The sequence below is a fragment of the Janthinobacterium goodfellowi genome (assembly GCF_051380695.1).
Classification (GTDB): domain Bacteria; phylum Pseudomonadota; class Gammaproteobacteria; order Burkholderiales; family Burkholderiaceae_D; genus Janthinobacterium.
The window spans coordinates 390,090-415,740 of sequence record NZ_JBNYXN010000002.1 but is presented as its reverse complement, the minus strand read 5'-3'; the positions used below and the strand labels follow the sequence as shown (position 1 = coordinate 415,740).

General features: G+C 64.2%; 21 protein-coding genes. 8 read left to right on the top strand and 13 right to left on the bottom strand.

All coding sequences use genetic code 11. The features are described from left to right. Positions 1–39: 39 nt before the first annotated feature. Positions 40–960 carry a LysR family transcriptional regulator gene (locus ACQ4WQ_RS09825; RefSeq protein WP_436496579.1) on the top strand — a complete coding sequence of 307 codons (921 nt, stop codon included), beginning with the start codon at positions 40–42 and terminating at the stop codon, positions 958–960. Between the two features lie 72 nt (positions 961–1,032). On the opposite strand, the gene ACQ4WQ_RS09820 is transcribed toward ACQ4WQ_RS09825, so the two are convergent. From ACQ4WQ_RS09820 to ACQ4WQ_RS09810, 3 genes are read right to left on the bottom strand one after another with little or no spacing between them, the layout of a single operon-like run. Further along, positions 1,033–2,853 carry a glycoside hydrolase family 15 protein gene (locus tag ACQ4WQ_RS09820; RefSeq protein ID WP_436496577.1) on the bottom strand — a complete coding sequence of 607 codons (1,821 nt, stop codon included), beginning with the start codon at positions 2,851–2,853 and terminating at the stop codon, positions 1,033–1,035. Positions 2,854–2,856: 3 nt separating this feature from the next. After that, a complete protein-coding gene (otsB, locus tag ACQ4WQ_RS09815; protein ID WP_436496575.1) occupies positions 2,857–3,621 on the bottom strand; it encodes a trehalose-phosphatase in 765 nt (254 codons plus the stop codon). Continuing rightward, positions 3,621–5,897: an alpha,alpha-trehalose-phosphate synthase (UDP-forming) gene (locus ACQ4WQ_RS09810; RefSeq protein ID WP_436496573.1), complete on the bottom strand. Its 2,277-nt coding sequence runs from the start codon at positions 5,895–5,897 to the stop codon at positions 3,621–3,623. Before ACQ4WQ_RS09810 ends, otsB begins: the two co-directional genes overlap by 1 nt. A gap of 260 nt (positions 5,898–6,157) precedes the next feature. Here ACQ4WQ_RS09810 and ACQ4WQ_RS09805 point away from each other — a divergent pair, with 260 nt between their 5' ends. The 4 genes from ACQ4WQ_RS09805 (at position 6,158) to ACQ4WQ_RS09790 (ending at position 10,173) form a co-directional block, all read left to right on the top strand. Further along, positions 6,158–7,273, top strand: a complete 1,116-nt coding sequence (locus tag ACQ4WQ_RS09805; protein WP_326456332.1) for a mechanosensitive ion channel family protein — start codon at positions 6,158–6,160, stop codon at positions 7,271–7,273. A gap of 51 nt (positions 7,274–7,324) precedes the next feature. Then, positions 7,325–8,620, top strand: coding sequence for a cation:proton antiporter (locus tag ACQ4WQ_RS09800; protein ID WP_436496571.1), 1,296 nt, complete (start codon positions 7,325–7,327; stop codon positions 8,618–8,620). Positions 8,621–8,729: 109 nt separating this feature from the next. Further along, complete coding sequence (locus ACQ4WQ_RS09795) at positions 8,730–9,911, top strand: serine hydrolase domain-containing protein (protein WP_436496569.1); 1,182 nt, start codon at positions 8,730–8,732, stop codon at positions 9,909–9,911. A 91-nt stretch (positions 9,912–10,002) separates the two neighbouring features. Further along, complete coding sequence (locus ACQ4WQ_RS09790) at positions 10,003–10,173, top strand: hypothetical protein (protein WP_326456335.1); 171 nt, start codon at positions 10,003–10,005, stop codon at positions 10,171–10,173. Here ACQ4WQ_RS09790 and ACQ4WQ_RS09785 read toward each other — a convergent pair. Next, on the bottom strand, positions 10,170–10,553 hold the full coding sequence (locus ACQ4WQ_RS09785; protein WP_436496567.1) for a YkvA family protein: 384 nt from the start codon (positions 10,551–10,553) through the stop codon (positions 10,170–10,172). The two genes, ACQ4WQ_RS09790 and ACQ4WQ_RS09785, sit on opposite strands and share 4 nt — an antisense overlap. A gap of 92 nt (positions 10,554–10,645) precedes the next feature. On the opposite strand from ACQ4WQ_RS09785, the gene ACQ4WQ_RS09780 reads away from it, so the two are divergent. Beyond that, positions 10,646–11,749 carry a DNA topoisomerase IB gene (locus ACQ4WQ_RS09780; protein ID WP_436496565.1) on the top strand — a complete coding sequence of 368 codons (1,104 nt, stop codon included), beginning with the start codon at positions 10,646–10,648 and terminating at the stop codon, positions 11,747–11,749. Here the strand turns inward: ACQ4WQ_RS09780 and ACQ4WQ_RS09775 are convergent. Both ACQ4WQ_RS09775 and ACQ4WQ_RS09770 read right to left on the bottom strand, forming a co-directional pair. Continuing rightward, complete coding sequence (locus tag ACQ4WQ_RS09775) at positions 11,703–11,933, bottom strand: hypothetical protein (protein WP_436496563.1); 231 nt, start codon at positions 11,931–11,933, stop codon at positions 11,703–11,705. The genes ACQ4WQ_RS09780 and ACQ4WQ_RS09775 overlap by 47 nt on opposite strands. 414 nt (positions 11,934–12,347) lie before the next feature. Continuing rightward, a complete protein-coding gene (locus ACQ4WQ_RS09770; RefSeq protein ID WP_326456338.1) occupies positions 12,348–12,791 on the bottom strand; it encodes an RICIN domain-containing protein in 444 nt (147 codons plus the stop codon). Positions 12,792–13,161: 370 nt separating this feature from the next. Here ACQ4WQ_RS09770 and ACQ4WQ_RS09765 point away from each other — a divergent pair, with 370 nt between their 5' ends. Continuing rightward, positions 13,162–16,536, top strand: coding sequence for a hypothetical protein (locus ACQ4WQ_RS09765; protein WP_436496561.1), 3,375 nt, complete (start codon positions 13,162–13,164; stop codon positions 16,534–16,536). A gap of 18 nt (positions 16,537–16,554) precedes the next feature. On the opposite strand, the gene ACQ4WQ_RS09760 is transcribed toward ACQ4WQ_RS09765, so the two are convergent. From ACQ4WQ_RS09760 to dsdA, 3 genes are read right to left on the bottom strand one after another with little or no spacing between them, the layout of a single operon-like run. Further along, entirely contained in the window at positions 16,555–17,376 is an 822-nt protein-coding gene (locus ACQ4WQ_RS09760) for a ferritin-like domain-containing protein (protein ID WP_436496559.1), read from the bottom strand. A 43-nt stretch (positions 17,377–17,419) separates the two neighbouring features. Continuing rightward, entirely contained in the window at positions 17,420–18,319 is a 900-nt protein-coding gene (gene dsdC / locus ACQ4WQ_RS09755) for a DNA-binding transcriptional regulator DsdC (protein WP_436496557.1), read from the bottom strand. 20 nt (positions 18,320–18,339) lie between these two features. Further along, positions 18,340–19,671, bottom strand: a complete 1,332-nt coding sequence (gene dsdA / locus ACQ4WQ_RS09750) for a D-serine ammonia-lyase (protein WP_436496555.1) — start codon at positions 19,669–19,671, stop codon at positions 18,340–18,342. A 289-nt stretch (positions 19,672–19,960) separates the two neighbouring features. On the opposite strand from dsdA, the gene ACQ4WQ_RS09745 reads away from it, so the two are divergent. Then, positions 19,961–20,149, top strand: coding sequence for a hypothetical protein (locus ACQ4WQ_RS09745; protein WP_326456342.1), 189 nt, complete (start codon positions 19,961–19,963; stop codon positions 20,147–20,149). 43 nt (positions 20,150–20,192) lie between these two features. On the opposite strand, the gene ACQ4WQ_RS09740 is transcribed toward ACQ4WQ_RS09745, so the two are convergent. The 4 genes from ACQ4WQ_RS09740 to ACQ4WQ_RS09725 all read right to left on the bottom strand — a co-directional run bounded on the left by ACQ4WQ_RS09740 (position 20,193) and on the right by ACQ4WQ_RS09725 (position 25,423). Further along, the gene (locus ACQ4WQ_RS09740) at positions 20,193–20,414 is read right to left on the bottom strand and encodes a hypothetical protein (protein ID WP_436496553.1); all 222 of its coding nucleotides are present in this window, start codon (positions 20,412–20,414) and stop codon (positions 20,193–20,195) included. A gap of 230 nt (positions 20,415–20,644) precedes the next feature. After that, complete coding sequence (locus ACQ4WQ_RS09735) at positions 20,645–22,723, bottom strand: TonB-dependent receptor (RefSeq protein ID WP_436496551.1); 2,079 nt, start codon at positions 22,721–22,723, stop codon at positions 20,645–20,647. Positions 22,724–22,816: 93 nt separating this feature from the next. Beyond that, on the bottom strand, positions 22,817–23,212 hold the full coding sequence (locus ACQ4WQ_RS09730; RefSeq protein WP_326456345.1) for a DUF2946 domain-containing protein: 396 nt from the start codon (positions 23,210–23,212) through the stop codon (positions 22,817–22,819). Between the two features lie 66 nt (positions 23,213–23,278). Next, positions 23,279–25,423 (bottom strand): TonB-dependent siderophore receptor, encoded by a 2,145-nt coding sequence (locus tag ACQ4WQ_RS09725; RefSeq protein ID WP_436496549.1) that lies wholly within the window; start codon positions 25,421–25,423, stop codon positions 23,279–23,281. Positions 25,424–25,651: the final 228 nt, after the last annotated feature.

The window sequence follows — 25,651 nt, the reverse complement described above, 5'->3', positions numbered from 1 at the left end:
TACCCTGAAGTTAATGAACTGCCATAAAAGAGGCTAGCCATGGCCATCAATGAAGAAATTACCCTGAAAAAGCTGGAAGTTTTTCTCAGCTTTATGGAATTGAACAACCTGGCGCGGGTGGCCGATGCGCTGGGCCAGAGCACGGTCAGCGTGCACCGCGCCCTGCACTCGCTGGAAGACGGCTTGCGCTGTCCCCTGTTCAAGCGCGAGGGTCGCAGCCTGATCCCGCTGCATGCGGCCTACACCTTTTCCGAATCGGCGCGGCGCGCGCTGGCCGAATGCGAGGAAGGCGTGCGCAAGGTGCGCGAAATGTCGGGCATCAACCCCGTGCGCCTGAAGATCGGTTCGCTGTATTCATTGACCTTGCACTGCATCCCGCAGCTGGTGATCGCCCTGAAACTGCGCCGGCCAGGCCTCGACATCGACCTGACCCTGGGGTCGAACCGCGACCTGCTGCAAAGCCTGGCCGACGGCCGCCTGGACGCCATCATCATCGGCGTGCAGGAAGACGAACAGCATGCGGGCATGGTGGCCGTGCCCCTGTTCCAGGACGACGTCTACCTGGCCGCGCCGCTAGCCTCGCCCTATGCGGGGGCCGCATCGGTGGACTTGCAACAGTTGCGCAACGAAAAATTCGTCACCCTCAGCGAGGGATTCGTCACATCGCAAAGCTTCAACCACGCATTTGAACTGGCCGGTTTCGTACCCGACACGGCCATGCGGGTGGGCGACATCTTCTCACTGATCAACCTGGTGAGCGGCGGCATCGGCTACAGCCTGTTGCCCGGCAGAGTGCGCGCCTTCAGCTCGCGCATCGAACTGCTGCCCCTGGACGCCCGCTACGGTTCGCACCAACAGATCACCCTGCTGATGCTGAGCAGCCGCGAGCGCGACCCGAATTTGCTGGCGCTGGCGGCGGAGTGCAGGTTGTATGGGCGCCGGGAGCCTGCTGGCGAATGATTACCCCGAGCATCGAAAAGGCTGGGGTCGGCCCCTGAGGGTCCGGCCCCGGAACTTGCCTTAGGGCTGAGCTTAAATGGCGCTATCCCACGGCGCCGACAACCGCACCGCGCAGTTGATGAGACCCACCATCGAATACGTCTGCGGGAAATTGCCCCACATTTCGCCTGTCACGGGGTGCGTGTCTTCCGACAGCAAGCCCAGGTGGTTGCGTGCCAGCAGCATGGTTTCGAAGATTTTTCGCGCTTCGTCCTTCCTGCCGATGCGGGCCAGGGCGTCGATGCGCCAGAAGGTGCAGATGTTGAAGGCCGTTTCCGGTTTGCCGAAGTCGTCGGGCGCTTCGTAGCGGCGCATGTAGGGGCCGTCGCACAGCGATGCTTCCAGCGCGTCGACGGTGGCGATGAAACGGGGGTCCATGGGGTCGATGAAGTTGACTTCCGCCATCAGCAGGACGGAGGCGTCGAGGTCGCGCCCGCCCAGGCTTTCCGCAAATGCCTGGCGCTCCTCGCTCCACGCTTCGCGCAGCAGCCGCTCGCGGATCAAGACGGCGCGGCTGTTCCAGTGGTCGGCGCGGTCCGGCAAGCCCAGTTTATGCGCCACTTTCGCCAGGCGGTCGCAGGCGGCCCAGCTCATCAGCATGGACGAGGTGTGGACGCGCGCCCGCGTGCGCAGCTCCCACATGCCCGCGTCCGGTTCCGCATGCAATCGGAAGGCCTGGTCGCCCACGGCTTCCAGCGCGGCAAACTCGGCTTTTCCCGCCCGGTGGAACAATCGGTGGTCAAGAAACGCCTGCGCCGCGCCCAAGACAATGTTGCCGTAGACGTCGTGCTGGAAGTGTTCCTGCGCCTGGTTGCCCACGCGCACGGGACCATTGCCCCGGTAGCCGGGCAAGTGGTCGAGTATCGATTCGGGCAGCTGCTCTTCCAGGCCGATGCCGTACAGGGGCTGGATATGGCCGCCTTTCGAGCGGGCGACGATATTCGTCAGCCAGCGCAAATACTCTTCCATCGTGCCCACCTCGGACAGGCTGTTCAATGCCCGCACGACGAAGAAGGCGTCGCGCAGCCAGCAATAGCGGTAATCCCAGTTGCGGCTGCTGCCCGGCGCTTCGGGGATGCTGGTGGTCATGGCGGCGATGATGGCGCCCGTGTCCTCATACAGCGACAGTTTTAATGTGATGGCGGCGCGGATGACCACGTCCTGCCACTCCAGCGGCACGGCCAGGCGGCGCGTGTAGGTGCGCCAATAATTAATCGTTTCTTTTTCGAAGATGCGCGCCGTCTCGTCGATGCCGCCGGCCAGGGTTTCATCGGGGCCCAGCAGGAAGTTGGCCGTGCCGCCCAGCACGAAATACGTTTCACTCAGCACATAATTGAGCGACACATCGGTGTTCAGGCGCAAGGTCTGTTCCGGCCCCACGTAGCGGATGTGGTGGCTGCCCTGCGTGATCTGCGGCGCCAGCCTGCCCCAGTCGTAGCGGGGCCGCAGCCGTACGCGGATGCGCACGGCGTGGTCGAGCGGACGCACCCGGCGGATCAGCATCAGCGGGCGGAACATGCGGTCGCGGCTGAGAAAACGGGGCGCGAAATCCGTGATTTCCACGCCGCGCCCCTGCGTGTCGTACAAACGCGTGCGCAGCACGGCCGTGTTCGGTTCGTAGAATTGCTCGCTGCGCGCGAAGTTTTCAATGTCGATGGCCCATACGCTGCCGTTTTCCGTGTCGTCCAGCAAGCGGTTGAAGACGGGATCGCCGTCGAAACGGGGCAGGCAGGACCAGACGACCTGCCCGGCCTGGTCGATCAAGGCGTTGAAGGCGCAATTGCCCACCACGCCGCAGTTCAGCGATGCTGGCGCGGACGGTTGGCTGGCGCGGGTGTCATGGGATGTCGTCATGGGCTACTCCTTCGATGTCGGGGATACGGAAGCGGCCAGCAGCGCGGCGCGCAAGGCGCCGGGGCTGGCCAGGCGCAGGTTGGCGGCGCTGGGGCCGCTGCCCACTTTGACGCCCTGCCCGCCTGCTTGTTGTACAAAGGCAAAGCCTGCCTCGTCGGTGGTGTCGTCGCCCGCGAACACGGGCCGGCGGCCGGCGAAGGGGCTTTCCTGCATAAAGGCGGCGATGGCGCCGCCCTTGTCGGTGGCGGCCGGCTTGGCTTCCAGGACCATTTTGCCATGCAACAGCAACACCCCCGGGCACGCTTGCACGGCGGCCGTCATTTCCTGCAGGCCCAATTGCTCGAGGTGGGGCGCCAGCCGGTAATGCAGGGCGACGGCGCCACGCTTCTGCTCCACCAGCAAGCCGGGGTGAATCGCCGCCAGCGCCTGCGCGCGCGCCAGCACGGGCGCCACATCGGGCGTGGCCGCCACGTGCAGCGCGCCATCGGCGCCGCGCCGCTCCACGCCATGCACGCCGGCAACAGGCAAGACCAGGGGGGCCAGCATGGCGTCGATCTGCGCCACGGGACGGCCGGAAATGAGGGCCAGCGCGCCGCCATGACGCTCGGCCAGCAGCGCCAGCGCTTCGATGACACCGGGCGCCATGTGCACGCCGTCGGGCGTGGGTGCCAGGTCGACCAGGGTGCCGTCGAAGTCGAGGAAGACGGCTGTTCCGGGCGCACTCAGCAGCTGCAACAGGGCTGCGCTATCGTCAGGGATATCGGCCATCACATCCCCTTGCGCCGCTTGATGCGGCTGTGGGCGTCGATCTTGGTCATGACCTTGTCGCGCTGGCGCAAGCGGGCCGCGTCCAGCAGCATGCGCCCGGCCCAGCGGTAGACATTGAAATGTTTGACGCGCGCGCGCATGCTTTTCATGCGCTCGCGCTGTTCCACGGGCGGCATCACGAGGGCGCGGTACAGCGCGTCGGCGCCCTGCTCGATGTGATACGGATTGATGATCAGCGCTTCATGCAGCTCGCGCGCCGCGCCCGTGAATTGCGACAGCACCAGCACGCCCAGTTCGTCGTCGCGCGCGGCGATGAATTCCTTGGCCACCAGATTCATGCCGTCATGCAAGCTCGTCACCATGCACACTTCCGAGGCGCGGAAGTAGCGCTGCAAATCGTCCTGGCCGTGGTGTTCGGCCTTCAGCAGGATAGGCACGTAATCTCCGCTGCCGAAGCGGCGGTTGATGCGCTCGACCATCTTGCGCACCCGCGCGTCAAAACTTTGATATTCGTCGAGCGAAGCGCGGCTGGGGGCGGCGATCTGCACGAACGTGAAATTGCCGACCATGCCGGGCTGCTGTTCCAGCATGCGCTCGACGGCCTGGAAGCGCTCGACGATGCCTTTCGTGTAATCGAGGCGGTCGACGCCGATGCCCAGCAAGTGGTCAGGCGCCACGCCCAGTTCGGCACGGATTTGCGCGCGGCACGCGGCCACGTCGGGCTGCGCCGGGTCATCCTCGGGCCAGGCGATCGAGATCGGGTAATCCTCGACCTGCGTCATCTCGCCGCCGTAGGAAATGGTCGACGCTTCCGGCTCGATGCGGGTTTCCAGGTAGCGGTCCACCGTTTCGAGGAAATTCTTGCGGTGGAACGGCGTGTGGAAACCCAGGATCGTGCTGCCCAGCAAGCCATCGAGGATTTCCTCGCGCCATGGGCAAATGCCGAACGATTCCGAATTCGGCCAAGGGATATGCCAGAACGTAATAATCGTCGCCTTCGGCAAGGCTTCGCGCACCATGCGCGGCAGCAAGGCGAAGTGGTAATCCTGCACCAGCACGACGGGGTTGTCCGTCTTCGCCTCGGCGATCACGGCGTCGGCGAAGCGGCGGTTGACCTTCATGTACTGCTCCCAGTCGGACGAGCGGAACACGGGGCGCACGTGGGCGATATGGCACAGCGGCCACATGCCCTCATTGGCGAAACCATAATAGTAACCCTGCTCTTCCTCTTCCGTCAGCCACACGCGGCGCAAGGTATAGCTGGGGTTATCGGGCGGCACGGGCACGTGGTCGAGCTTGTCGACCGTCTCGCGGTCGGCGGAACCGGCGCCATGCGCGATCCACGTGCCGGAGCACGCCCGCATCACGGCTTCCACGGCCGTCACCAGGCCGCTGGCCGGACGCTGCACGCGGATATTGCCGCTGCCGTCATCGGCTTTCGTGTGGATATACGGTTCGCGGTTCGACACGACCAGCACCTGGTCGCCCTGCAAGTCCGCTTCCAGCAGCGCGCGCAGCTTGTCCGGCGTCCAGTCGGACGACCAGCCGTTATCGCCCTGGCGTTCCAAATGGTATTCCTGCAGCAATTCGCGCAAGTCGCCGATCAGCGGCTGCATTTCCGGCGGCGGCGCGGGCGCGGCGGCGGGCGCCGTGGTGGCGGCCACTGCGCCATTGCTTTTCGGCAGCAACTCGCCCCGCAAGATATCCTTCACGGCCGACAGCCAGCCGCGCCAGCTCAGATGGGCAACGAACACGGTCATCAGGGAAATGAGCACGGCCAGCACGGCCAGGAAGGCAAAGATGAAGCGCTTGGTATCGGTGTTGCGGCGCTCGACAAAGCTCATGTCCTGCACCAGCACCAGGCGGCCCAGCTGCGAGGCGTCCTGCATCACGGGCGTTTCGCTCAGGTGGACTTGCCCTTGCGGCAATTGCGCCAGGGATTTATACAAACCGCCCGTCGATGGCGTGCTCCAGCAGCCAATCGAGGCCGGGTATTGCGCGGACTGGTACAGCAAGTGGCCCCCGTTGTCGCAAAAGCCGATGGCGATCAGGCGTTCGTCGCGCGTGGCGCCCTGGAACAGTTCTTTGACGCGCGCGGCATCTTGCGCAGGCAGGTATTCGGTGAGCGAGGGGCGGAGGGTTCCAGCGAGCAATTCGGCCCGGCTGTCGAGGTCGCGCACATACCAGCGCAGGGTAATGTTATCGAGCAGCGGTACCACGATATAGGCAAACAGTCCCAGCACGAGGGCAAGTGGCAGGATGAAGCGCAAGGACATTCGGAGTGATCGTACTATCATCGGTTTCCTTTGCAAAAACAAAAAGCATGGCAAGTATGGCTATGTTTCCAATGCGGCGACGCCCGCTTGCTTTCCGTATTGAAACGTCAACGTGGCATGGCGCAGCGCAGCAATTTCGTCCAGTATCCCCCTTGCCCGAAGTCTTATCCGTACGGCAACGCACGCCCCCGCGACGTCATCTGCCCGTAAAATACCCGCTTCCGACATCCATTTCACTTATCAATAAGGAGTTTTCGCCTATGGATCTCAGCACGTTTCACTCGCTGATGGGAGGCCCGCTGCGCTCGGCGCTGACCGTGCTCGTTTCCGCCCTGCTCGTCACCTTGGTCGCCATCGGCGTGCACCGGGCCGGCATCGGCTTGCTGAAAAGACTGGCCCAGGGCCACGCGCTGGCCAGCAACGTCGCGCGCGTAGCCTTCCGCGCCAGCCAACTGTGCCTGATCGTCTTCGGCCTGCGCATGGTGCTGGCCAGCGCGCCTGACGACACGCCGGGTCTCGTCGCCATGTCGCACCTGGCCAGCGTGGCGCTGATCATCGCGCTGACCTGGCTGGCCATGCAATGCATCGAGTCGCTCAGCATCACGATTTCCCAGATCAATCCCGTCGACGCGGCCGACAACCTGCGCGCGCGGCGCCGGATCACCCAGGCCCGCGTGCTGACGCGCAGCGCGCATGCCATCGTCGTCCTGCTGGGCGTGTCCTTCGTGCTGCTGACCTTGCCCGGCGCGCGGCAGATCGGCGCCAGCCTGCTGGCCTCGGCCGGCGTGGCGGGCCTGGTGGCCGGTATCGCCGCCCGCCCCGTGCTCGGCAATTTCATTGCAGGGCTGCAAATTGCATTCTCTCAACCGATCCGCATCGATGACGTGCTGATCGTCAATGGCGAATGGGGCACGGTCGAGGAAATCAAGGGCACTTACGTGGTCGTGCGCGTGTGGGATGAACGCCGGCTGATCGTGCCGTTGCAATGGTTCATCGAAAATCCGTTCGAGAACTGGACGCATACCTCCTCGGACATCCTGGGCACGGTGTTCCTGTGGCTCGATTTCAGCATCCCGATCGAGCCCCTGCGGGCGGAACTGACGCGCATCTGCGCATCCGCCAAGCAATGGGACGGCCGGGTCTGCACCGTGCAGGCGACGGATTCGAACGAGCGGGCCGTGCGCGTGCGCTTCCTGATCAGCGCGAAAGATTCGGGCACGGCGTTTGAATTGCGCTGCATCGTGCGCGAACAGATGCTGGCCTTCATCACCACCAATTATCCGCACGGCCTGCCCCGCTTGCGCTCCACGCACGACCCCATCGAACTGCATGCCATGCAGGCGCAGAACGATACGGTACAGTTGTACAAGGCGTAAAAATAGCCTGCGGCGCGCTGCCCTGGCCCATGCACCGCTACAATGGTTGGCATGAGCACCACCGCCTGGTTCATCCTGATCGGCTGCCTGATGCTGGCGCGTGGCCTGGGCGCCGACGGCATCGCGCGCCTGCCATTGACTTCGGCCATGGCTTATCTGGGTGTGGGCCTGCTGCTGGGCCCCATGTTTCTCGGCCTGTTTGCGTTCGACCTGCTGCAGCAGGCGCCCCTGCTGGAAACCCTGACGGAAATCGCCGTCCTCATCTCCCTGTTTTCCGCCGGCGTCAAGATGCCCGTACCGTTCAGCCTGGCGCGCTGGCTGCCTTCGCTGCGCCTGGCGTGGCTGTCGATGGCCATCTCCGTGGCCCTGGTGGCGGCCTTTTCCTGCCTGGTGCTGGGCCTGCCATTGGGCGCGGGCATCCTGCTGGGCGCCATCCTCGCGCCCACCGACCCCGTGCTGGCCACCGACGTGCAGCTGCGCCATGCGGGCGACAGCGAGCAATTGCGCTTCATGCTGACCAGCGAGGCGGGCATGAACGATGGCAGCGGCTTTCCTTTCGTCATGCTGGGCCTGGGCTTGCTGGGACTGCATGAGCTGGGGCCGCATGGCGCCACCTGGCTGTGGCGCGATTTATACTGGGCCAGCGCGGGCGCCATCGCCCTGGGCGCGGCCGGCGGCGCGCTGCTGGCCTGGCTGGGCTGGCAGGTACGCGCCAAGGAACCGAAACACGCGATGCTGGACGACCTGGCGGCCCTGGGCCTGATCGCCCTCGTCTACGGCGTGTCCACCTGGCTGCACGCGTGGGGCTTCCTGGCCGTGTTCTTTGCCGGCGTGGCCTTGCGCCAGACGGAACTGCGGCTGGCCGGCGCGCCGAAAGACCGGCAAGGCTTGCTGCAGGCAGAGCAAACCCATGCCGTGTCCGCCGCCAAGCCGCACGACAGCGAGGTGACGCTGACCGTCAGCGGCGAATCCCTCGTCTTCAAGGAACACCTGGAACGCCTGTCCGAACTGACCCTGGTGCTGCTGCTCGGCGGCGCCGTCACGGCCGCCGCCTGGAGCTGGCAGGCGTGGAGCGTGGCGCTGTTCCTGCTGCTGGTGGCGCGTCCGGCCAGCGTGATGCTCGGTTTGCTGGCCTCGGGCACCAGCGTGCGCCTGCGCGGGCTGGCCGCCTGGTTCGGCGTGCGCGGCATCGGCTCGCTGTACTACCTCAGCTATGCCATCGCGCATGGCTTGCCGCGCGGCCTGGCGCGCGAACTGGCCGACATCACCCTCGTCGTCGTCATCCTCTCCATCGTCGCGCACGGCCTGACGGTCAAGCCTTTGCTGGAACGCTACTGGCGTAAATAAGCGCCAACTGATCCCTTTTGTCATTGCTGCGGAGCAATGATTTGTCAATCGCCCCTATGGCGGGCGGAAATATTGTTAAGATAATTAAAAATGGCAAAAGAGAGAATCAATGAAACGAAGAAGCGTGCTGGGACTGGGCGTCTCACTGGCCCTGCTGCAAACGGGCTGCGCCACCGATCCGGCCAGGCTGGCGTGGGAAACGGAATTTGACGGCTTCATGCGCGATGGCCTGGCCCGCACGGAAACGCCGGGCATGAGCGTGGCCGTGGTGCGCGGCGAACAGACCATCTTCGCGCGCGGCTATGGCTGGGCCGACATCCAGGCCGGCAAGAAGGCCGATGCGAACACGGTGTTCCATGTCGCCTCCGTCAGCAAGCTCGTCACGGCCACGGCCGTCATGATGCTGCTGGAACAGGGCGCCTTCCAGCTCGACGACAAGGTGGCGGCCTACCTGGACTTTCCGCTCATGCATCCGAAGTTTCCCGACGTGCCCATCACCTTCCGTCATTTGCTCAGCCACACCTCGGGCATTTCCGACGCCGTGTACGACAAGACGACGGCGTTTGCCGTCCAGGGCGACCCGCGATTACCGCTGCGCGACTTCGTCAAGGGCTATCTGTCGCGCGGCGGCGCCTGGTACGACGCGGATGTGTCGTTTGCCGCCCGGCCCGGCACGGAATGGCGCTACAGCAATGTCGGCATCGCCCTGCTCGGCTATCTGGTGGGCCGTTTGAATCCCGATGGCCTCGACGCCTACACGCGCGAGCACCTGTTCGAACCGCTGGGCATGGACAGCACGGCCTGGAACCTGGCCGGCTTGCCGCGGCGCACCGTCGTCGCCCAGCCGTACGCGCACAAGGAGCCGGGCCTGCAAGCGCTGCCGCCCGTCGGCTATCCGGACTGGCCGGCCGGCCTGCTGCGCAGCTCGGCGCAGGACTTCGCCCGTTTCCTGGCCATCTTCAGCAATGGCGGCCGGGTCGATGGCCACCGCTACCTGCAAGACGCGACGCTGCAACTGTTTTTCGCCCCGCAAGCGGCCCCCGTCGTGCCCGCCGATTCATCCGTGCGCCAAGCCCTGGTATGGCTGCTGCGCGACGTCGACGGCCGGGCGCTGGCCACGCACAGCGGCGGCGACCCGGGCGCCGCGTCCGTCGTCTGCGTCGACCGGGCCAGCAAGACGGCCGTGCTGGCCTTCGCCAACGTCAGCGCCGACAAGGAGTTTCGTTCATTCCAGAAAGAAGTCGTGCTGCGCCTGCTCGCGCACGGGGCCGGCGGCGCGCCAGCGAGGTAGGCATGGCGCTTGTGTGAGCGGGCGCACGGTAGCGCCCGGGCAAGAACGTATGCTGTGCTGGTCAAACTTGACCATCAACGAGGAGACCAGCATGACGAACCGCATCGGCAACAAGGACGTGGCGCAGCAGCGCAGCAAGAGTGAAAAAGCCCGCATCAAGGCGCAGAACATCGCCGCCGAGGCGGTGAAGAAGGCCGAGGCCAGGGCGAAGTACCGCAATGCCGTCAAGGGCCAGCCGGGCCAGCCCGCTGCCGGCGGCTAGGCTCCGAACCAGCCGCGCAATTTCTCGGCGGCCCGTTCCTTGACCTCGGCCGTGATGTAGGTGGCGACGGTGGCGACGGCCGCCGCCAGCACGGCCAGGTCATCCGCATAGCCGATCACGGGCGTGATGTCGGGAATCGCATCGATGGGCGAAATGAAATAGCCGAGCGCGCCATAGATCGCCGTCTTGGCCCACAGCGGGGTGTTCGGCTGCTGGGCCGCGTAGTACAGCCACAGGGCTTTTTCGATGACTTCGCGTCCCGCCGTCTTGGCGAACTTGACGACCTTGTCCCAGAAACTGTCATCCGTGTACTTCTTTTCATACTGCTTGTCGGCCTGGGGGGTGTGGTCTTCTTCCAGATTCTTTTTTCTGCCAAACATCTGCTGCTCCTGTCTGCCGCGCACGGCGTTACGAATGCGCACCTTAGCATAATGGCGCGGCGGGTGGGCGGCCTGCAAGGTAAGCTATCACCATGGAACTATCTGCCACTACCACGGCTCGCGCCGCCGGCCTGCGCTATACGGGCGACCATCAGAAAGGCATCGCCCGCCTGGGCAAGCCCGGCAAGTTCCGCTACCGCGACGGGGACGGCGAGTTCCTGCGCGATAGCGCCGCCTTGACGCGCATCAAGGCGCTGGCCATTCCACCGGCCTGGACGGATGTGTGGATCTGCCCGCACGCCAACGGCCACCTGCAGGCGACGGGCCGCGATGCGCGGGGCCGCAAGCAGTACCGCTACCATGCGCGCTGGCGCCAGGTGCGCGATGAAGCGAAATATGAGCGCATGCTCAGCTTTGGCCGCGCCCTGCCCGCCATCCGCGCGGCCGTCGCGCGCGGCATGCAGCTGCCCGGTTTGCCGCGTGAAAAAGTGCTGGCCACCATCGTGCACCTGCTGGAATTGACGATGATGCGCATCGGCAACGAGGAATACGCGCGCACGAACCAATCGTTCGGCCTGACCACCCTGCGCACGCGCCACGTGCGGGTCGACGGCAGCGCCGTGGCCTTCCACTTCAAGGGCAAGAGCGGCGTGCGCCACGATATCCGCCTGAGCGACCGCAAACTGGCCACGGTGCTTGCGCGCATGCGCGAGTTGCCGGGCCAGGAACTGTTTCAATATGTCGATGAAAACGGCGAACGCCATGCTGTCGATTCAGGCGACGTCAACGATTACCTGCGCGCCGTGACGGGCGAAGACTACACGGCCAAGGATTTCCGCACGTGGTCCGGCACCCTGCTGGCCGCGCTGGCCCTGCAGGCGTTCGAGCAGGTCGATTCCGATGCGCAAGCCAAGAAAAACATCGTGCAGGCGATCGAATCCGTGGCGAAAAAACTGGGCAATACGCCGACGATCTGCCGCAAATGCTATGTGCACCCGGCCGTGCTGGAATCGTATCTGGATGGCAGTTTATTGGCAGGCATGCGCGCGCGGGCGCAGGAGCAGTTACGGGAAGAGCTGCCGGCGCTGGCGCCGGAGGAAGCGGCCGTACTGGCCTTGCTGCAGCAGCGGCTGCAAGACACAACTCCGGTCAGACCTGGCGTCCCGGCTGGGGCTGGCAATGGGCGGACAACTTGAGGGCGTCCGTGCTGCAGATGGGCAAGGCGCCATGCCCCGCATCGCGCGCCACGGCGGCCGGCGCCGCCTCGCCCGTCTGCGCATCGCCCGTATTCATCAGCGTGGCTGCCAGGGTCGAAAAAGTAAACAGGCAGATCAGCAGGAATGGCTTGTTCAGGCGGCTGGGCGTGGCTGGCTTGTGCATCGCATACTCCGTGGGTGGGTTGTTGCAGCGTTGACATTATCATCGCGTGTTTCCACCAGGCATACAATCGGACAGCTCCCGCAAAACAAGTAGGACAGCGCTGACAGACTCAACCATGCTTCAGCCAGCCTCCATTTTCAATACTTTAAAATAATCAAGTGCATGGCGTGAATATAAAATCAGCGCCCACGGTTATTCCATTCGATATAAAACATCGGCAACATTCAAATAAAATGAAAAGCATCTTTATTTTAAATTCTCCGTAAAAATATAAACAGCCGAAGCACGATTCAATAATATAAATCGAATGGCGCAATTCAATCAGGCGTCCGCCTCACGTCATACGGCAGGCGGCCAGCGCCAGCGGCGCGAAACAGCGGCGCTGGCGCGAGGGCTACGCGACCGCGCGGATGCTTACGCCGCTTCCAGCATGGCCTTCAGGGCCGGCACGGCCAGGCAGCTCCACTTCTGGTTCTGGCCGCCGTTATAGGGCCACACGAGGATGGGATTGCCAGGACTGGCGTTGTTGTTGGCGTTGTCCAGCACCATTTGCGGGTATTGCACGTTCGAGATGTTCGGCGCGCGGCCCACCCAATTCCACAATTGGCTGGTACGGCCCAGTGTCATCGTGGCGACGATCACCTGGCCCTGCTGGCCATCGTAACCTTGCACGTCGAGGCACAGGCTGGGATTGGCCGCCAGCGTGATGTAGCCGGTATTCGGGTCCATATTCCATTGCGAAGTCGTGCCGCCGACGCCGGAAAGCACTTGCAGGGTAACGAGGGAACCTGCCGCGGTGCTGGTGACGCCGATGCACAGATTCGTATTTTGCAAGCTTTGGATTACATATGCAGTCATGCTATATCTCCAATGGGGTTATCGACGTTAATATATCGGGCTGGCAGCAAAATATATTAACGGAGCTGTTTTGCAGCAAAGTCAGTATGTACCCTATTTTTTAATTTATTGTCACGCTTTGTCACTTTAAAACATATATATTGAAGAGCTAAAACTAATTAAATCCCTTAATTGAGAAAACAAATCGCCGGCCGCGCCGACGGCATGAGCCCGGCCTCGGGCAGGACTGTCAGCGTATTTGACAGTGCGCCTGGCCGCGGCCGCCATGCCATGCCCAAGTCCTTGTTTTACAAACGATAAATTTCCAGGAACGCTTCCTGCTTGAGCTCTTGCCCGGGCACGCTTGGCGCCAGTCTATGGGGGAACGATCATGAGCTTTATCAAACAGGTGCTGCTGGCGCTGCTGCTGTGCGCAGTGTCGGCCGCGCACGCCACCAGCATCGGCTACACGGCCACAGCGCTGGGCGGCACGCAGTGGCGCTACGACTATACGGTCAGCAATACCACGCTGGCCGTACCCATCGAAGAATTCACCGTGTTCTTCAGCGTGGGCCAGTACGCCAACCTGCACAACGTTTCCACGGCGCCGGGCTGGGACGTGCTGCTGGTGCAGCCCGATCCCGCCATTCCCGCCAGCGGCTACCTCGACGCGCTGGCGCTGGCCGGCGGCATCCATCCCGGCGCCACGGCCACGGGCTTTTCCGTCACCTTCGATTACCTGGGCGCGGGCAGTCCCGGCGCCCAGCCGTTTTCCATCCTCGACCCCGTCTCCTTCATCGAACTCGAGACGGGCATCACGCAGCCGGCCGCCATCGCCCTGCCGTCCACGCCATGGCTGCTGCTGGCCGGCGTGCTGGCCATGACCTGCCTGCGGCGGCGCCAGCTGGCCGCCGCAGCGCTGGCCGCCGCGCTGGCGCCGGCCCTGTGCGCCTGCGGCGGGTCCAACGATCCCACGCAGCCGCCCACGCCAAAAATCATGCTGGCCGCCGCGGCCACCAGCGTCCAGGCCGCAGGGGACTTCGAAGTGACCTTGCTGGAAAAAGTGGCCGAACAGCGCGTCAGCCGCACGGCCTGGGACTACACCTACCGCGTACACATCCGCAACAACAGCAACGAGGCGGCCAGCAATGTACGAGCCGCGCTGGCCAGCGTACCCGAAGGCAGCACCATCATCGATGGCGATGTGCTCGCCGGCAACATCGACGCGGGCGCCACCGTCACGCCCGACGACACCATCACCGTGCGCATCGAACGCGACATCGCCTTCCAGAGCGCAGGCCTGGCGTGGACCTTCAGCGCCAACGGCAGCATCGAACTCGATCCCGTACAGCCCGCGCAGGTGGTCGTGCTGTCGCTGGCCGAGCTGGGCTTTACGGACGGCGCCGACAGCGTCAAGGTCAGCGGCGCCGTCACGGACGTGCTGCTGCAGGAAGGCAGCCTGCGCTTTTCCACGCCCGGCGACACGGGCGCGGACCAGCACGCGCAGTTTTTGATCAGCAAGGGCAACAGCGTCACCACCCTGAATGTGCTGATCCAGACGGAACTGCCGACGGCCGTGGAAACCTATGTGGAGCCGGACGACGACGGCAACGTGCCCGCCACGGCGCCCGTGCTGGCCGTCACGGGACTGGGGCCGAACAACCGCCTGCAGCCGGCCGCCCTGGAATTTCGCCTGATGGGCGCCGCCCCCACGACCCTGCAGGACGACAGCGACGGCCTGCTGTCGATGCCGGGCGGCGCGTCCGTCAGCCTCAAGCAGTATTGGGTCTTCGATGCGGCCAGCAACAGTTTCCGCATCAGCGCCGCCGCCATGCAGCAGATGCTGGTGCTCCTGCCCAACGGCGTCTACGACATAAACCTCAATTTCGTTTCGCGGGACGGCGAATTTACGGCCAGCTATGCCTTGATCGCCATCAAGTCCGGTGCCGTGCTGCAAGGCCAGCTGCGCACGCCCGCAGGCGGCAACGCCACGGGGCTGGCTGGCAAGAAAATGCTGTTGACCGGTTATAACAGCCACCAGCGCCAGGTGGCCGTGGTCGATGCCACGGGCGCTTTCCATTTCGATGGCGTGCTGCCCGATACCTACCAGCTGACCTTGAACGACCTCGTCCACCCGGGCGTGGTCAGCGTCAGCGCCGCCGTCTTCGACAACAGCACCACCATCAACGTGGCCATCGTTTATCCGTACGGCCCCGGCCTGGCCCAGCGCGCCGCACCGCAAGGCTATGTGGCCGCCACGGTCACGCAGGATGGCGCCGGTCCGCCCGCGCGCGCCGAGGCAGCCGCGCCCCGTGCCGTGCCGGACGTGACGCCGCAGGATGACGAAGGCAGCAAGGAATTCACGGCCACGGCGGCCGCGCAAAACCAGACCGTCAGCGTGCCCGTCAACTACACAGTGCCGAAAGGCACGAAAAACGTGGGCGTGAAAATCACCGTCAGGACGGCCGAGTACCCCGTCTTCACGACGGCGCAAAGCCAGTACAACGATACCTGGTCCTACTCCGTCACCGGGCTGCCCGGGATCAACCTGGCCGCCGCGGGCGCCGTCAACCAGAGCCACTTCACGCAGGGCACGATCGTCAAGACGGATTGCGTCGACGTCAGCAAGCAAACAAAGGATGGGGCCTTGACCCTGGGCGGCAATGTCAGCGCGACGAATATCGGCGACAGCTTCCTGCCCACCGTGACGACGGTGGAACTGAGCCTCGTGTGCAAGGGTTTGAAGGTGACGCAGGCGAAATTCCTCTCGCCGAACAAGGCCGGCCACCCCGTGCTGCAGCCCATCAAGCTGACGGGCAATTTACCGGGACCGTATGTCTCCGTGTCGCAAGGCGCGACCACGGCCACCCATACCTTGCCGCTGGAACTGCACTACACGCCGACGGCGGCGACAATCACGGAAGTCAACATCGGCATATCGGCCGGCGGCGGCAATCCCGCCTTCAGCACGGTGAATTTACTGTCTCAGGTCAATACCAAGAGTCCCGGCAAGGTCAAATTTCCCAGCCTGGTGCTGCCCGTCTTCGCCGGCGACAAGCTCGACAAGAAGGCCGTCATCACGGTGCGCCTGAAGGGCCGCATCGACAATACCGATGCCAGCTCCGACCCGGCCGAAGGGGGCCAAGTGGAATTGAAGGGCGACACGGCCTACATTCCCCTGTACCTGGCCAACAATGAAGCGGCGCTGGCGGCGCGGCGCTACGGCACGCGCGATGCGGGCGGCGATTCCTGGGCCACGCGCCTGGCCATCGCCTGGCTGGCTGGCAATGCCTACCGCTTCGACGACATCAGCGGCCAGCACGTGACGCAGACGGCGGCGGGCCGCTCCATCCTCGGCCACAGCGGCCACAGCGACGGCCAGCAGATCGACTTGCGCTACGCGGACGGCACGGGCGGCTACACGGATGCGCTGGGTGGCCAGGGCAATGGCGCCGCCATCAAGAAGCTGATCGCCGACGCGAAGGCGGAAGTGGTGGCCAACCCGGCGCAAAAGCCCAGGCTGGCGGCCTTGGTGGCATGGATCGCGGCCAACCGGGCCATGCTGGCCCAGGAAGCGTTGCCGGCCAGGACGCGCGTCGTCTACATCGGTCCCAGCTTCGTCAAGCTGGCCCTCGTCGACGGGCGTTTTTCCGCCAATGCCGCCGACAAGATCCCCGGCGCAGGCGCCTGGCTCAAGCCGATGAAAGTCCATATCGAGAAGGGACATTTGAGCCACTGGCACATCAGCCTGACGGCCCATCCGTGAAGCGATGCCGCGATGGCGTCAGGCGGGCAAGTCGGACAGTTCCAGCTCCGAAAACCCGGCCCGGCGCCGCGCTTCCAGGTTGAACGGGCCGCGCAGGGTGGGCGCTTCGTAGCGCAGCGCCAGTTCCGCATACGTGGCGCGCAATTCCAGGCCCCTTTGATCGCACAGGTAGCCATACCAGCGGTTGCCGATCTCCACGTGCCCCACTTCATCGCGCAGGATGATGTCGAGGATGGCGGCGGCGGCCATGTCGCCCGCCTGCGCCAGCTTGGCGCGCAGCGGGGGAATCGCATCGAGCCCCCGCGCTTCCAGCGTGCGCGGCACCAGCGCCATGCGCGCCAGCACGTCGCCGCGCGTCTTGTCGACCATTTCCCACAGGCTGTCGTGGCCGGGAAAATCGCCATACGTATGGCCCAGCACCTGCAAATGCGCCTGCAGCATGGCGAAATGCGTGGCCTCTTCCTTGGCTACGCGCAGCCAGTCCGTGTAGTAGTCAAAGGGCAAGTCCGGGAAGCGCCACAGGGCGTCGAGCGCCAGATTCATGGCGTTGAACTCGATGTGGGCAAGCGCGTGCACCAGCATGGCGCGGCCTTCCGGCGTGATCATCGAACGCCGTCCCACCAGGCGCGGCGGCACCAGTTCCGGACGCTCGGGCCGGCCCGGCACGGCGCCGGTCGGGGCCAGAAACGCCTTGGTGTCCAGCGCCAGTTCGGCCTCGGCCATGGCCGCCACCATCGCCACCTTGGTCGCCGGGTCCGGTTCCAGCAGGCAGGCGAGCGCAGTGGTGCGTAACTCGCGCAATTGCGCTGGCGCGGCGGAGGTCGGTGGGAATGACGGCATGGCGGTTCTTTCAGGCAGGTTCTTCAACAAGGGGCGCAGTGTATCAAATTGCCTGCCCCAGCAGCCAGTCCAGCAGCGCCTGCACGCGCGCCGGCAGCGGCCGCGCGGCATGCACGAGGTAGTACGCCTGCGGGCTGCGCAAGGCAAATGGGCCGAACGGCAGCAACAGCTGGCCGCTGGCCAGCCACGGCTGCACCAGCTGGCGCCGCCCCATGGCCACGCCCGCGTGGTGGATGGCCGCTTGCGCGCACAGGTCGGCGCGGTCGAAACGCAGGCTGCGCGCGGGCAAGGTCACCTCGGGCGCCTGCGCGTCCAGCCACAGCCGCCACTCGGCATCGGGCGCGCAAGCGGGCCAGGCCAGCGTATCGTGCAGCAGCATCGCACTGGCCAGCTGTCGCGGCGCCTCAAACAAGCCGTGTTCGCGCGCATATTCCGGGCTGCACACGGGCGCCAGCCATTCATCCATCAGCTTGCGCGAGGCCAGGCCCGGAAAGTGGCCGTCGCCATAGTGCAAGGCCAGGTCGACCTGGCCGGCGCGAAAGTCCACGCTTTCATTGCCCACGCGCAAGTCGATCGACACGTCCGGATATTGCGCAGCGAAACCTGCCAGGCGCGGCACCAGCCAGCACTGGGCGATGGACGGGCGCGCATGCACAGTGATGCTGCCTGCCAGCGCATCGCCGCCGGCCAGCGCCGCATGCAGACCATCCCAGCCAGCCTGCAGGGCGGCGAAGATGCGTTCGCCGTCGGCCGTCAGTCTGACTTGCCGCGTCAGGCGCTGGAACAGCCGCAAGCCCAGGCTGCTTTCCAGCCGCGCGATGCGGTGGCTGACGGCGCTGGGCGTGAGCGCCAGTTCCTGCGCGGCCAGCGCAAAACTGGCATGGCGCGCCGCCACGAGGAACGTGTGCAGGTTGGCGAACTGGCTGGCCGTCAGCGTGGACATGCGCGGCGCGCCGGCCGGCATCACGCGGCTCCGGCCGCCAGCAAGGCGCGGCCGCGCGCCACGTAGGCGGCCATTTCCTGTGCCGGCACCATGCTGCCGCCCGTGCCCCATACGAGGTGCGTGGCCTTGTCCAGGTGCTGTCGGTATTGCGGCGCCGCCAGCACGGGATTGATGCCCGCGAAACCGGCCACGGCGGACGGCTCCAGGCGCAAGCCTTGCGTTTGCTCCAGCGTCGCCAGCAAGCGGTACAGTTCTTCATCGGTGACGGTGGCGTAGCCGTCGATCAGCCGCTGCATGGCGCGCCCGACGAAGCCGGACGGGCGTCCCACGGCCAGGCCATCGGCGGCCGTGAGGTTGTCGATGCCGATCTCCTGCACGCTGATGCCTTCATGCAAGCCCGTGTGCACGCCCAGCAGCATGCACGGCGAATGGGTCGGCTCGACGAACACGCAGTGAACAAAATCGCCGAACGCCAGCTTCAGACCGAAGGCCACGCCGCCGGGACCGCCGCCCACGCCGCACGGCAAGTACACGAACAGCGGGTGCTCCTCGTCTACCGCGACGCCGGCCGCGGCAAACTGGGCTTTCAGGCGCTGGCCCGCCACCGCGTAGCCGAGAAACAGATCGTGCGAATTTTCATCGTCGACGAAGTGGCAGGTGGGGTCACCCTCCGCCTGCTTGCGCCCCGCTTCCACGGCCACGCTGTAGTCGGTCGCGTACTCGACGACGGTGACGCCATGGCTGCGCAATTTATCCTTTTTCCACTGGCGCGCATCGGCCGACATGTGTACGGTGGCGCGAAAGCCCAGGCGCGCGCTCATGATGCCGATCGACAAGCCCAGATTGCCCGTGGAACCGACGGCGATCGCATACTGGCCAAAAAAGGCGCGCACGGCGTCGCTGGCCAGCAGGCTGTAATCGTCGCCCTCCTTCAGCAAGCCCGCGTCCAGCGCCAGCATTTCCGCATGTTTCAACACTTCATAGATGCCGCCGCGCGCCTTGATCGAGCCGGAAATGGGCAAATGGCTGTCCTGCTTGAGCCACAGCTGACCGCTCGTCATGCCTGAGGCTAAACCCAGCGCCGCCTGCATGGCGGGCAACGGCACGACGGGCGACTCGATGACGCCGCCGCCGGCCTGCGTTTCCGGAAACGCCTTGGCCAGATACGGCGCAAAACGCGCCAGGCGCGCGCTGGCATCGGCCACGTCGTCCGCCGTCAAGCCCACGTCCTTCAAGCCTTCGGCGGCGGGGGCGATGCGGGGATTGAACCAGCTCAAGGGCTGCAAGGCCATCAGTTCTGTGATCAGGGGAAATTTTTCGCGCAGCGCGGCGATGGCGGGAGTGGGCAGCATGGCAAGCTCGTGTAGGAACAAACCATGATTAGACCGCATCCGGGCGCCGCTGGCAAAGGATGGTTGATCAGGCAATGGGTGACGGGAGATCATGTATCCCGCAGTCATCCCCAGGCACGGAGCGCCGCCCATAGCTAAATTTAATTCTTGAATGCACTATCGATTAAAGAAAAATTTCCACAAAGGCACAAAAATAAGTTATCTTAAAGGCAAATAAAAGGAGACATTTTTTCTCTTTTCTACCGAGGCAAAAATGCGCTCCAAGAATGACAAGGCCACTGCTACAAATATGGATACCCTCGACTGCGCAAGGCAGGACGATTTGACGGCCCAAAAGGTCGAGGTCGGTATTATTTTCCAGGAAATGCTCGATACCGCCACGGCCGCCGCCTATCTGGCCAAGAACAAGGTACCGATCGCCACCGCGTTGCGCGTGCTGACGGGGTCACGGCGGAAAAAGAGCGGCGGCGGAAATTGATGGTTCTGTGCGGGATGAGTTGGGGATGGCGTGGCTGAGCAGATCAGGGACTCAAGGGAAGAGCCGCCACTTCATACCACACCCGTAAACCTCGCTCAACCTGGCTGATCGCCATCCAGCCCCTCGCTTCCTTGATGGTTTCGATGCTGACCGGATGGACGCCCGTTTTTAGCAGCCAGTCATTGGCCAATACCAGCGACCGGTCCATGCCATCGGAAAGCGGACTGCCCGGGGTAGTCGAACGAAAATCTTTAAATGCGATCATGGACACCTTTATATTAAGTCAGCTTCATTTGAGCAGATTAAGCCTTCAGCCTCCGCTATCGCACCCCTGTGCGCCAAACGCCTGAAGCAGGCGCCAGAGAGCATAACAAATTACCGTCGAGAAACATGCGCACATTGTCACGACCACATGGCGCTCGCCGATGCGGCGATGCCAGCGTGCGCCTTCTTCCGCCCAGGTAGCAGGAAGGCGCGCGCTGATTAAATAAATCCTTAGAACTTCAGCTGCAGCCCCAGATCAATCGACCGGCCCTCGGCCGGCAAGGCTTGCAGCGCCCCGCCGTTTGCCTTCAGTCCCGACAGATACACGCCGCCCAGCGGGTCCGCATACGCGCGGTTGAACAGGTTGCTCACGCCGGCGCTCAGGCTGGCCATTTTGCTCAATGCCACGCTGCTGCGCAGGTTGACGAGCGCATAGCCGCCTGTTTCCGGTTCGAAGCGCCGGGCATCGACCTTGTCCTTGCGGGCCACGATCTTCGTTTCGATGCGGCTGCTCCAGGCGCCCAGCCTGTGTTCGACGGCGAACAAGGCGTTGAACGGCATCATCCGGTACAGGTCGCCGCCATCGCTGCGCTTGCCCCGCGTGTAAGCGGCATTGCCCGTCGCCATGAAGCGGCCCCAGCGGGTGCTGCTGGCCAGCGGCAGCTGCCAGGCCAGATTGGCGCCGTACAATTTGGCGTCGTGGTTGGCAAAGCGCAGCAAGTTGCCGTTCGCGCCCATTTTCATATACGGGTGGAAAGGCGCCAGCACGTCGACGTCGATGTAATTGTCGACCTTGCTGTAATAGGGATTGACGCGCAGGAACCAGCCGTCCTCGCCGCCGCCATGCCAGTCGGCCGTGAACGCGGCCGTGTACGCCGTCTCGGGTTTCAAGTCGATATTGCCCACATAGCCGTTGCCGTCGCCAAACCAGTTGGTCATGGTCATGGCCATCGAACCGCGGCCCCACGAGTAACGCTCGTACAGATTGGGCGAGCGCACCTTGCGCGCCAGCGCGAATGCATAGCTGCTGGTCGCATCGGGCGTGAACGTCGCTTGCGCCGAGGCATCGATATTCGTGTCGCGCTGGCTACGGCTGCGCGCATTGAAGGCCTTGGCGGCCATCACGTCCGGCATGTTCATCATGTTGGTGCCGTACGATTGCACGTCGCCCGACTCCATGCGCACGGATTCGCCGCGCACGCCCAGCACGCTCGTCCAGCGCGCATCGTGGCGCGTTTCCAGCTCGCCGAACAGCACGGTGCGGTCGCGCTTGCCGTCATTGATGTTCAAATAGGTACGCGGCCCCATCATCATGGAACCGGGCACGGCCGGCCAGACATCGTCGAGGCGGAAGCCGTGCCACTCCTGGCCCAGGCGCAACTCGCCCGCCGCCATCGGCAAGCTGGCCATCAGCGCATAGCCCGTGTTGCGCCCGTGCGTGAGCATCGGCATCGTGCCCGTGCGCTCGGGCGTGAAAAAGCCCATCTCATGGTCCGTCTGCTGCCAATAGGCGCGCGCGTCGAACACGCCCCAGGAAAATGTGCCCTGGTAAGCGAGGTTGGCGAACTGGCCATGGTTGTCCGTCATGTCCATATACTGGTTCGGGAAACCCTGGTACGGGATGTGCTGCACGCCGGCGCGCAGGGTCAGCTGCTGCCCGTCGCCCTTCGCCGCCAGCACGATGGCCTGGTTGATGCTTTCAAACATGCTGGCCAGCACGGTGTTGCCGTGGCCATCTTCATAGCTGTGGCCGCGCGTGGTGGCGCCACTGTAGCCGATACTGAGCACCTCGCTGGCTGCCGAAGCATGCACGCTGGTCGCCACGCTGTTGTTGACGCCGCGTCCCGACACGGCAAAGCTGCCTTGCGTGAGCAGCGGCGCACCGGGCTGGGCGAACACGGGCGCGTTCGACTGCACCTCGATGGTGCCGGCGATGCTGTCGCCGCCCGCGCTGACGGGTGTCACGCCGGCGATCAGGCGAATGCGCTGCACTTGTTGCGGATCGATGTAGGACAGCGGCGCATTCATGTGATTGGCGCAGGCGGACGTCAATTCCATGCCGTCGATGCGAATCTTGATGCGGTCATCCGCAAAGCCATTAACCAATGGCAAGCCGGACACGCCGCCACCGGCCGCCACGCTGTAGCCGGGTGTGCTGCTGAGCATCAGCGCCGTGTCGGCGGCGGGACGGTAGCCTTGCTTGAGGCCCGTGACGATGACTTTCATCTCGGGCAAAACCTCTTCGGTACGCGTTTGCGCCACGGCGGGCAGGGCGACGGCGAGGGAAATCAATAACGATAACTGTTTCATGGTGCGGCTTTCAGATTCTGTATGGATAAGACGAACGCACGCCAGCGCAGCACGGTGCCGCGCGGCGCAAGGCCGTTCAGGGAAAGGGACAGATCAGAAAGCGGCAGGCGGCCCGCGTGGCTGGACGGGCGTCCAGGCGAACAGGGGCGTGGGGGACTGGTAGAACAGCGTGGGCAGCAAGCCCGTGAGGATTTCTCCGGACGCGAGCACCAGGGTCGTTGGGGGAATATCGAGGGTGGCCGCATGCATGCTGCAGCACGGGCAATCTCCCATGCGCATGCCGCCCTTGGAGGTGTCGGGCGCGTCCGGGGAGAGTGTCGCGGGCAGCATGTTCATGCCGCCGGCCACCGAGCAGATTTCCAGGCTGGGCACGGCCATGCCGCTGGCGACCGTCAGCGCGCGCGACGCCGTGGGGGCGAGCGTAGCCAGGAAGATGGCGATGCACGCGATCCACAGGACGATACTGGCCTTGCCTTTGCTGATGAACATGGCAACATTGTATCAGGGCAAGCACACCGTGGACAGCGCGCAAGTCAAGCCGGCCCTTTTCCCGCCTTACAAATCCACCTTCATCGACAGCTTGATGGCGCGTGGCGCGCCGGAAGCCAGGCGCGTGCCGGCGCCAGCCCAGTAGCGCTTGTCGGCAAGGTTCTCCACGTTCAGTTGCCACACGACGGCCTTATTCATTAGCGTGCTGGCATAGCGGGCGCCCGCGCTGAACAAGGTCACGCCTCCGAGAAAGGCCTGGTTCAGGTCGTTCACGGGACGGGCGCTGTAATAATATGCGCCGCCATTGAGGGACAGGCCCGGTACAGCGTCGAAGGCATAGGCGAGGAAGGCGCTGGCCGTGCGTTTCGACGCGTTTTCCGGCGCCTTGCCGTTGTAGTCGGCGTTGATGTGCGCAAACCTCGGGTCGAGCAACTGGGCCGACGTCTGCCACGACAGCTGGCGCGTCAGTTTGCCTTGCGTCGAGATTTCCAGGCCGCGATAGCGCTGTTCGCCATCCGACGTGAAGAGATTGCCGGTATTCGTGTAATAACCGGGACGCGTGATGTCGAACAGCGCGGCGGAGACCAGGGTGCCGCCCGGCGTCAGCCAGCGCGCACCGAGCTCTTTCTGTTTGCTCACGCCGGGCGCCATCTTGACGCCCTGGTTGACGGTGCCCGTCGGGCCCGTTTCACCCTCTTCCAGCCCGCGCGCCGTGGACGCGTACAACGACAGTTCGGGCGTGGCCTTGTAGATCAATGAGGCCATCGGCGTCGTCTTGCTGACGTCGTAATGGCTGGCGCCCTGGTCGCTCTGATAACTGCTGCGGCGTACGCCGATGACGCTTTGCCATTGCGGGCTGAAGACCATGCGGTCGAGCGCGTACAAGCCCGTGTCGCGCGTGTCCAGCGCAGCCGTCGTGGGCGCCGTCGGCCTGGGGCCGAACACGACATTCGTCACGGGTACGGGGCTGTACAGGTTTTGCGACGCGATCGTGTAATTGCTCTGGTAGATAGCATCTTGCGACTTGTCCGTGCGCGAGGCGCCCAGGGTCAATTCATGGGCAATCAAACCCGTATTGAAATTGCCGGCCAGTTCCGCGCGCAACAAGTCCGACGCCGTCACGCTGTGCTGGATATTGCCCGTGATGCGGCCCGCGCCTGTGGCCAGCGCCGCCGCGTTATTCAGGCGGAAGATGGCCAGGCGGCGGTCGCGCGCCGTTTCCGAGTGCCCAGCTTCCACCGTCAAGGCCCAGCCATCGGCGATGGCGTAATCGGCGCGCAATTGCGCGTTTTTCGTCTGCGCCTCGAAATTGGACCAATCCGGGCCGATCAGCTGGCGCGGGTCGACGGCACGCGGCAGGCTGATCACGCCTTTCACGGCGGCCGGCAAGGCCACGCCCGCCTGCTCCGTCACCTTGCGGCGGTCGTATTCCAGGTCCGCCTTGAGCAGCAGTTTATTTGTCACCCGCCAGTCCAGCGCTGTGGAGAGAAAGCTGCGGTTGCCATTGCCGACATGATCGAGGTAGGAACCCAGGGTGCCGCCGGCCGCGTTGATGCGCACGCCGAACTCCTGCTGCGCGCCAAAACGGCGACCCACGTCGACATGCGCCACGGCACTGCCACGGTCGTCGAGACTCAGGCCCATGCTGGTGACGGGTTGGCTGCCAGCCCGCTTGGTAACAAAGTTGACGACGCCGGCCGGCGAGGTAAAACCGTAGTACAGGGCCGAGGCGCCCTTCAGCACTTCCACGCGCTCCTTGTTTTCCATGGGTACTTGCGAAAAGTTCATGATGGGCATGGAACCGTTGAGGCGGTAATTCGTGCGGTTTTCCACGGCAATGCCGCGGATGACCAACTGATCCCACGTTTCGCCGCCGTTTTGCTGGCGCGTCACGCCGGCCGTATTGCGCACGGCATCGTACAGGCCGGACACGGCTTGCTGTTCCAGCAATTCGCGCGTGATCACGTTGACGGTTGACGGCACGTCCATGATGTTGGCGCCACGAAAGCTGCCCGCCTCCGTCGTGACGGGCACCAGGCCTTGCGCACGCGTACCCGTCACTTGCACGGCTTGCATGACTTTCTCATCGCCAGCCGTCAGATCGTCCTGGCCGCTGGCCCCATTGACCGCCAACGCGGCGTGGGAAGCAAAGGCCAGCGACAGGGCTGCGGCGACTGGAAGCAAGCGGGTGCGGGGAGAGACGACAGGCATGACATCGGGCTTTCAATGAGAAAATATGTACGGATGGAAACTTACGGTTAGCGCGCATGATACCGATAATGAGAATCATTATCAAGTAAGAGTGAGTTTGTGTGAGTTTTACAGGAGAAACAAGGCCACCGTGGCGCCTGTTATCACTTGAACACGTTTGAATTTTGCAGATGAGTCAGCAAAAAGGCATACTGACAGTCACGGCGTGCAGGATGTGCCGCCCCAACA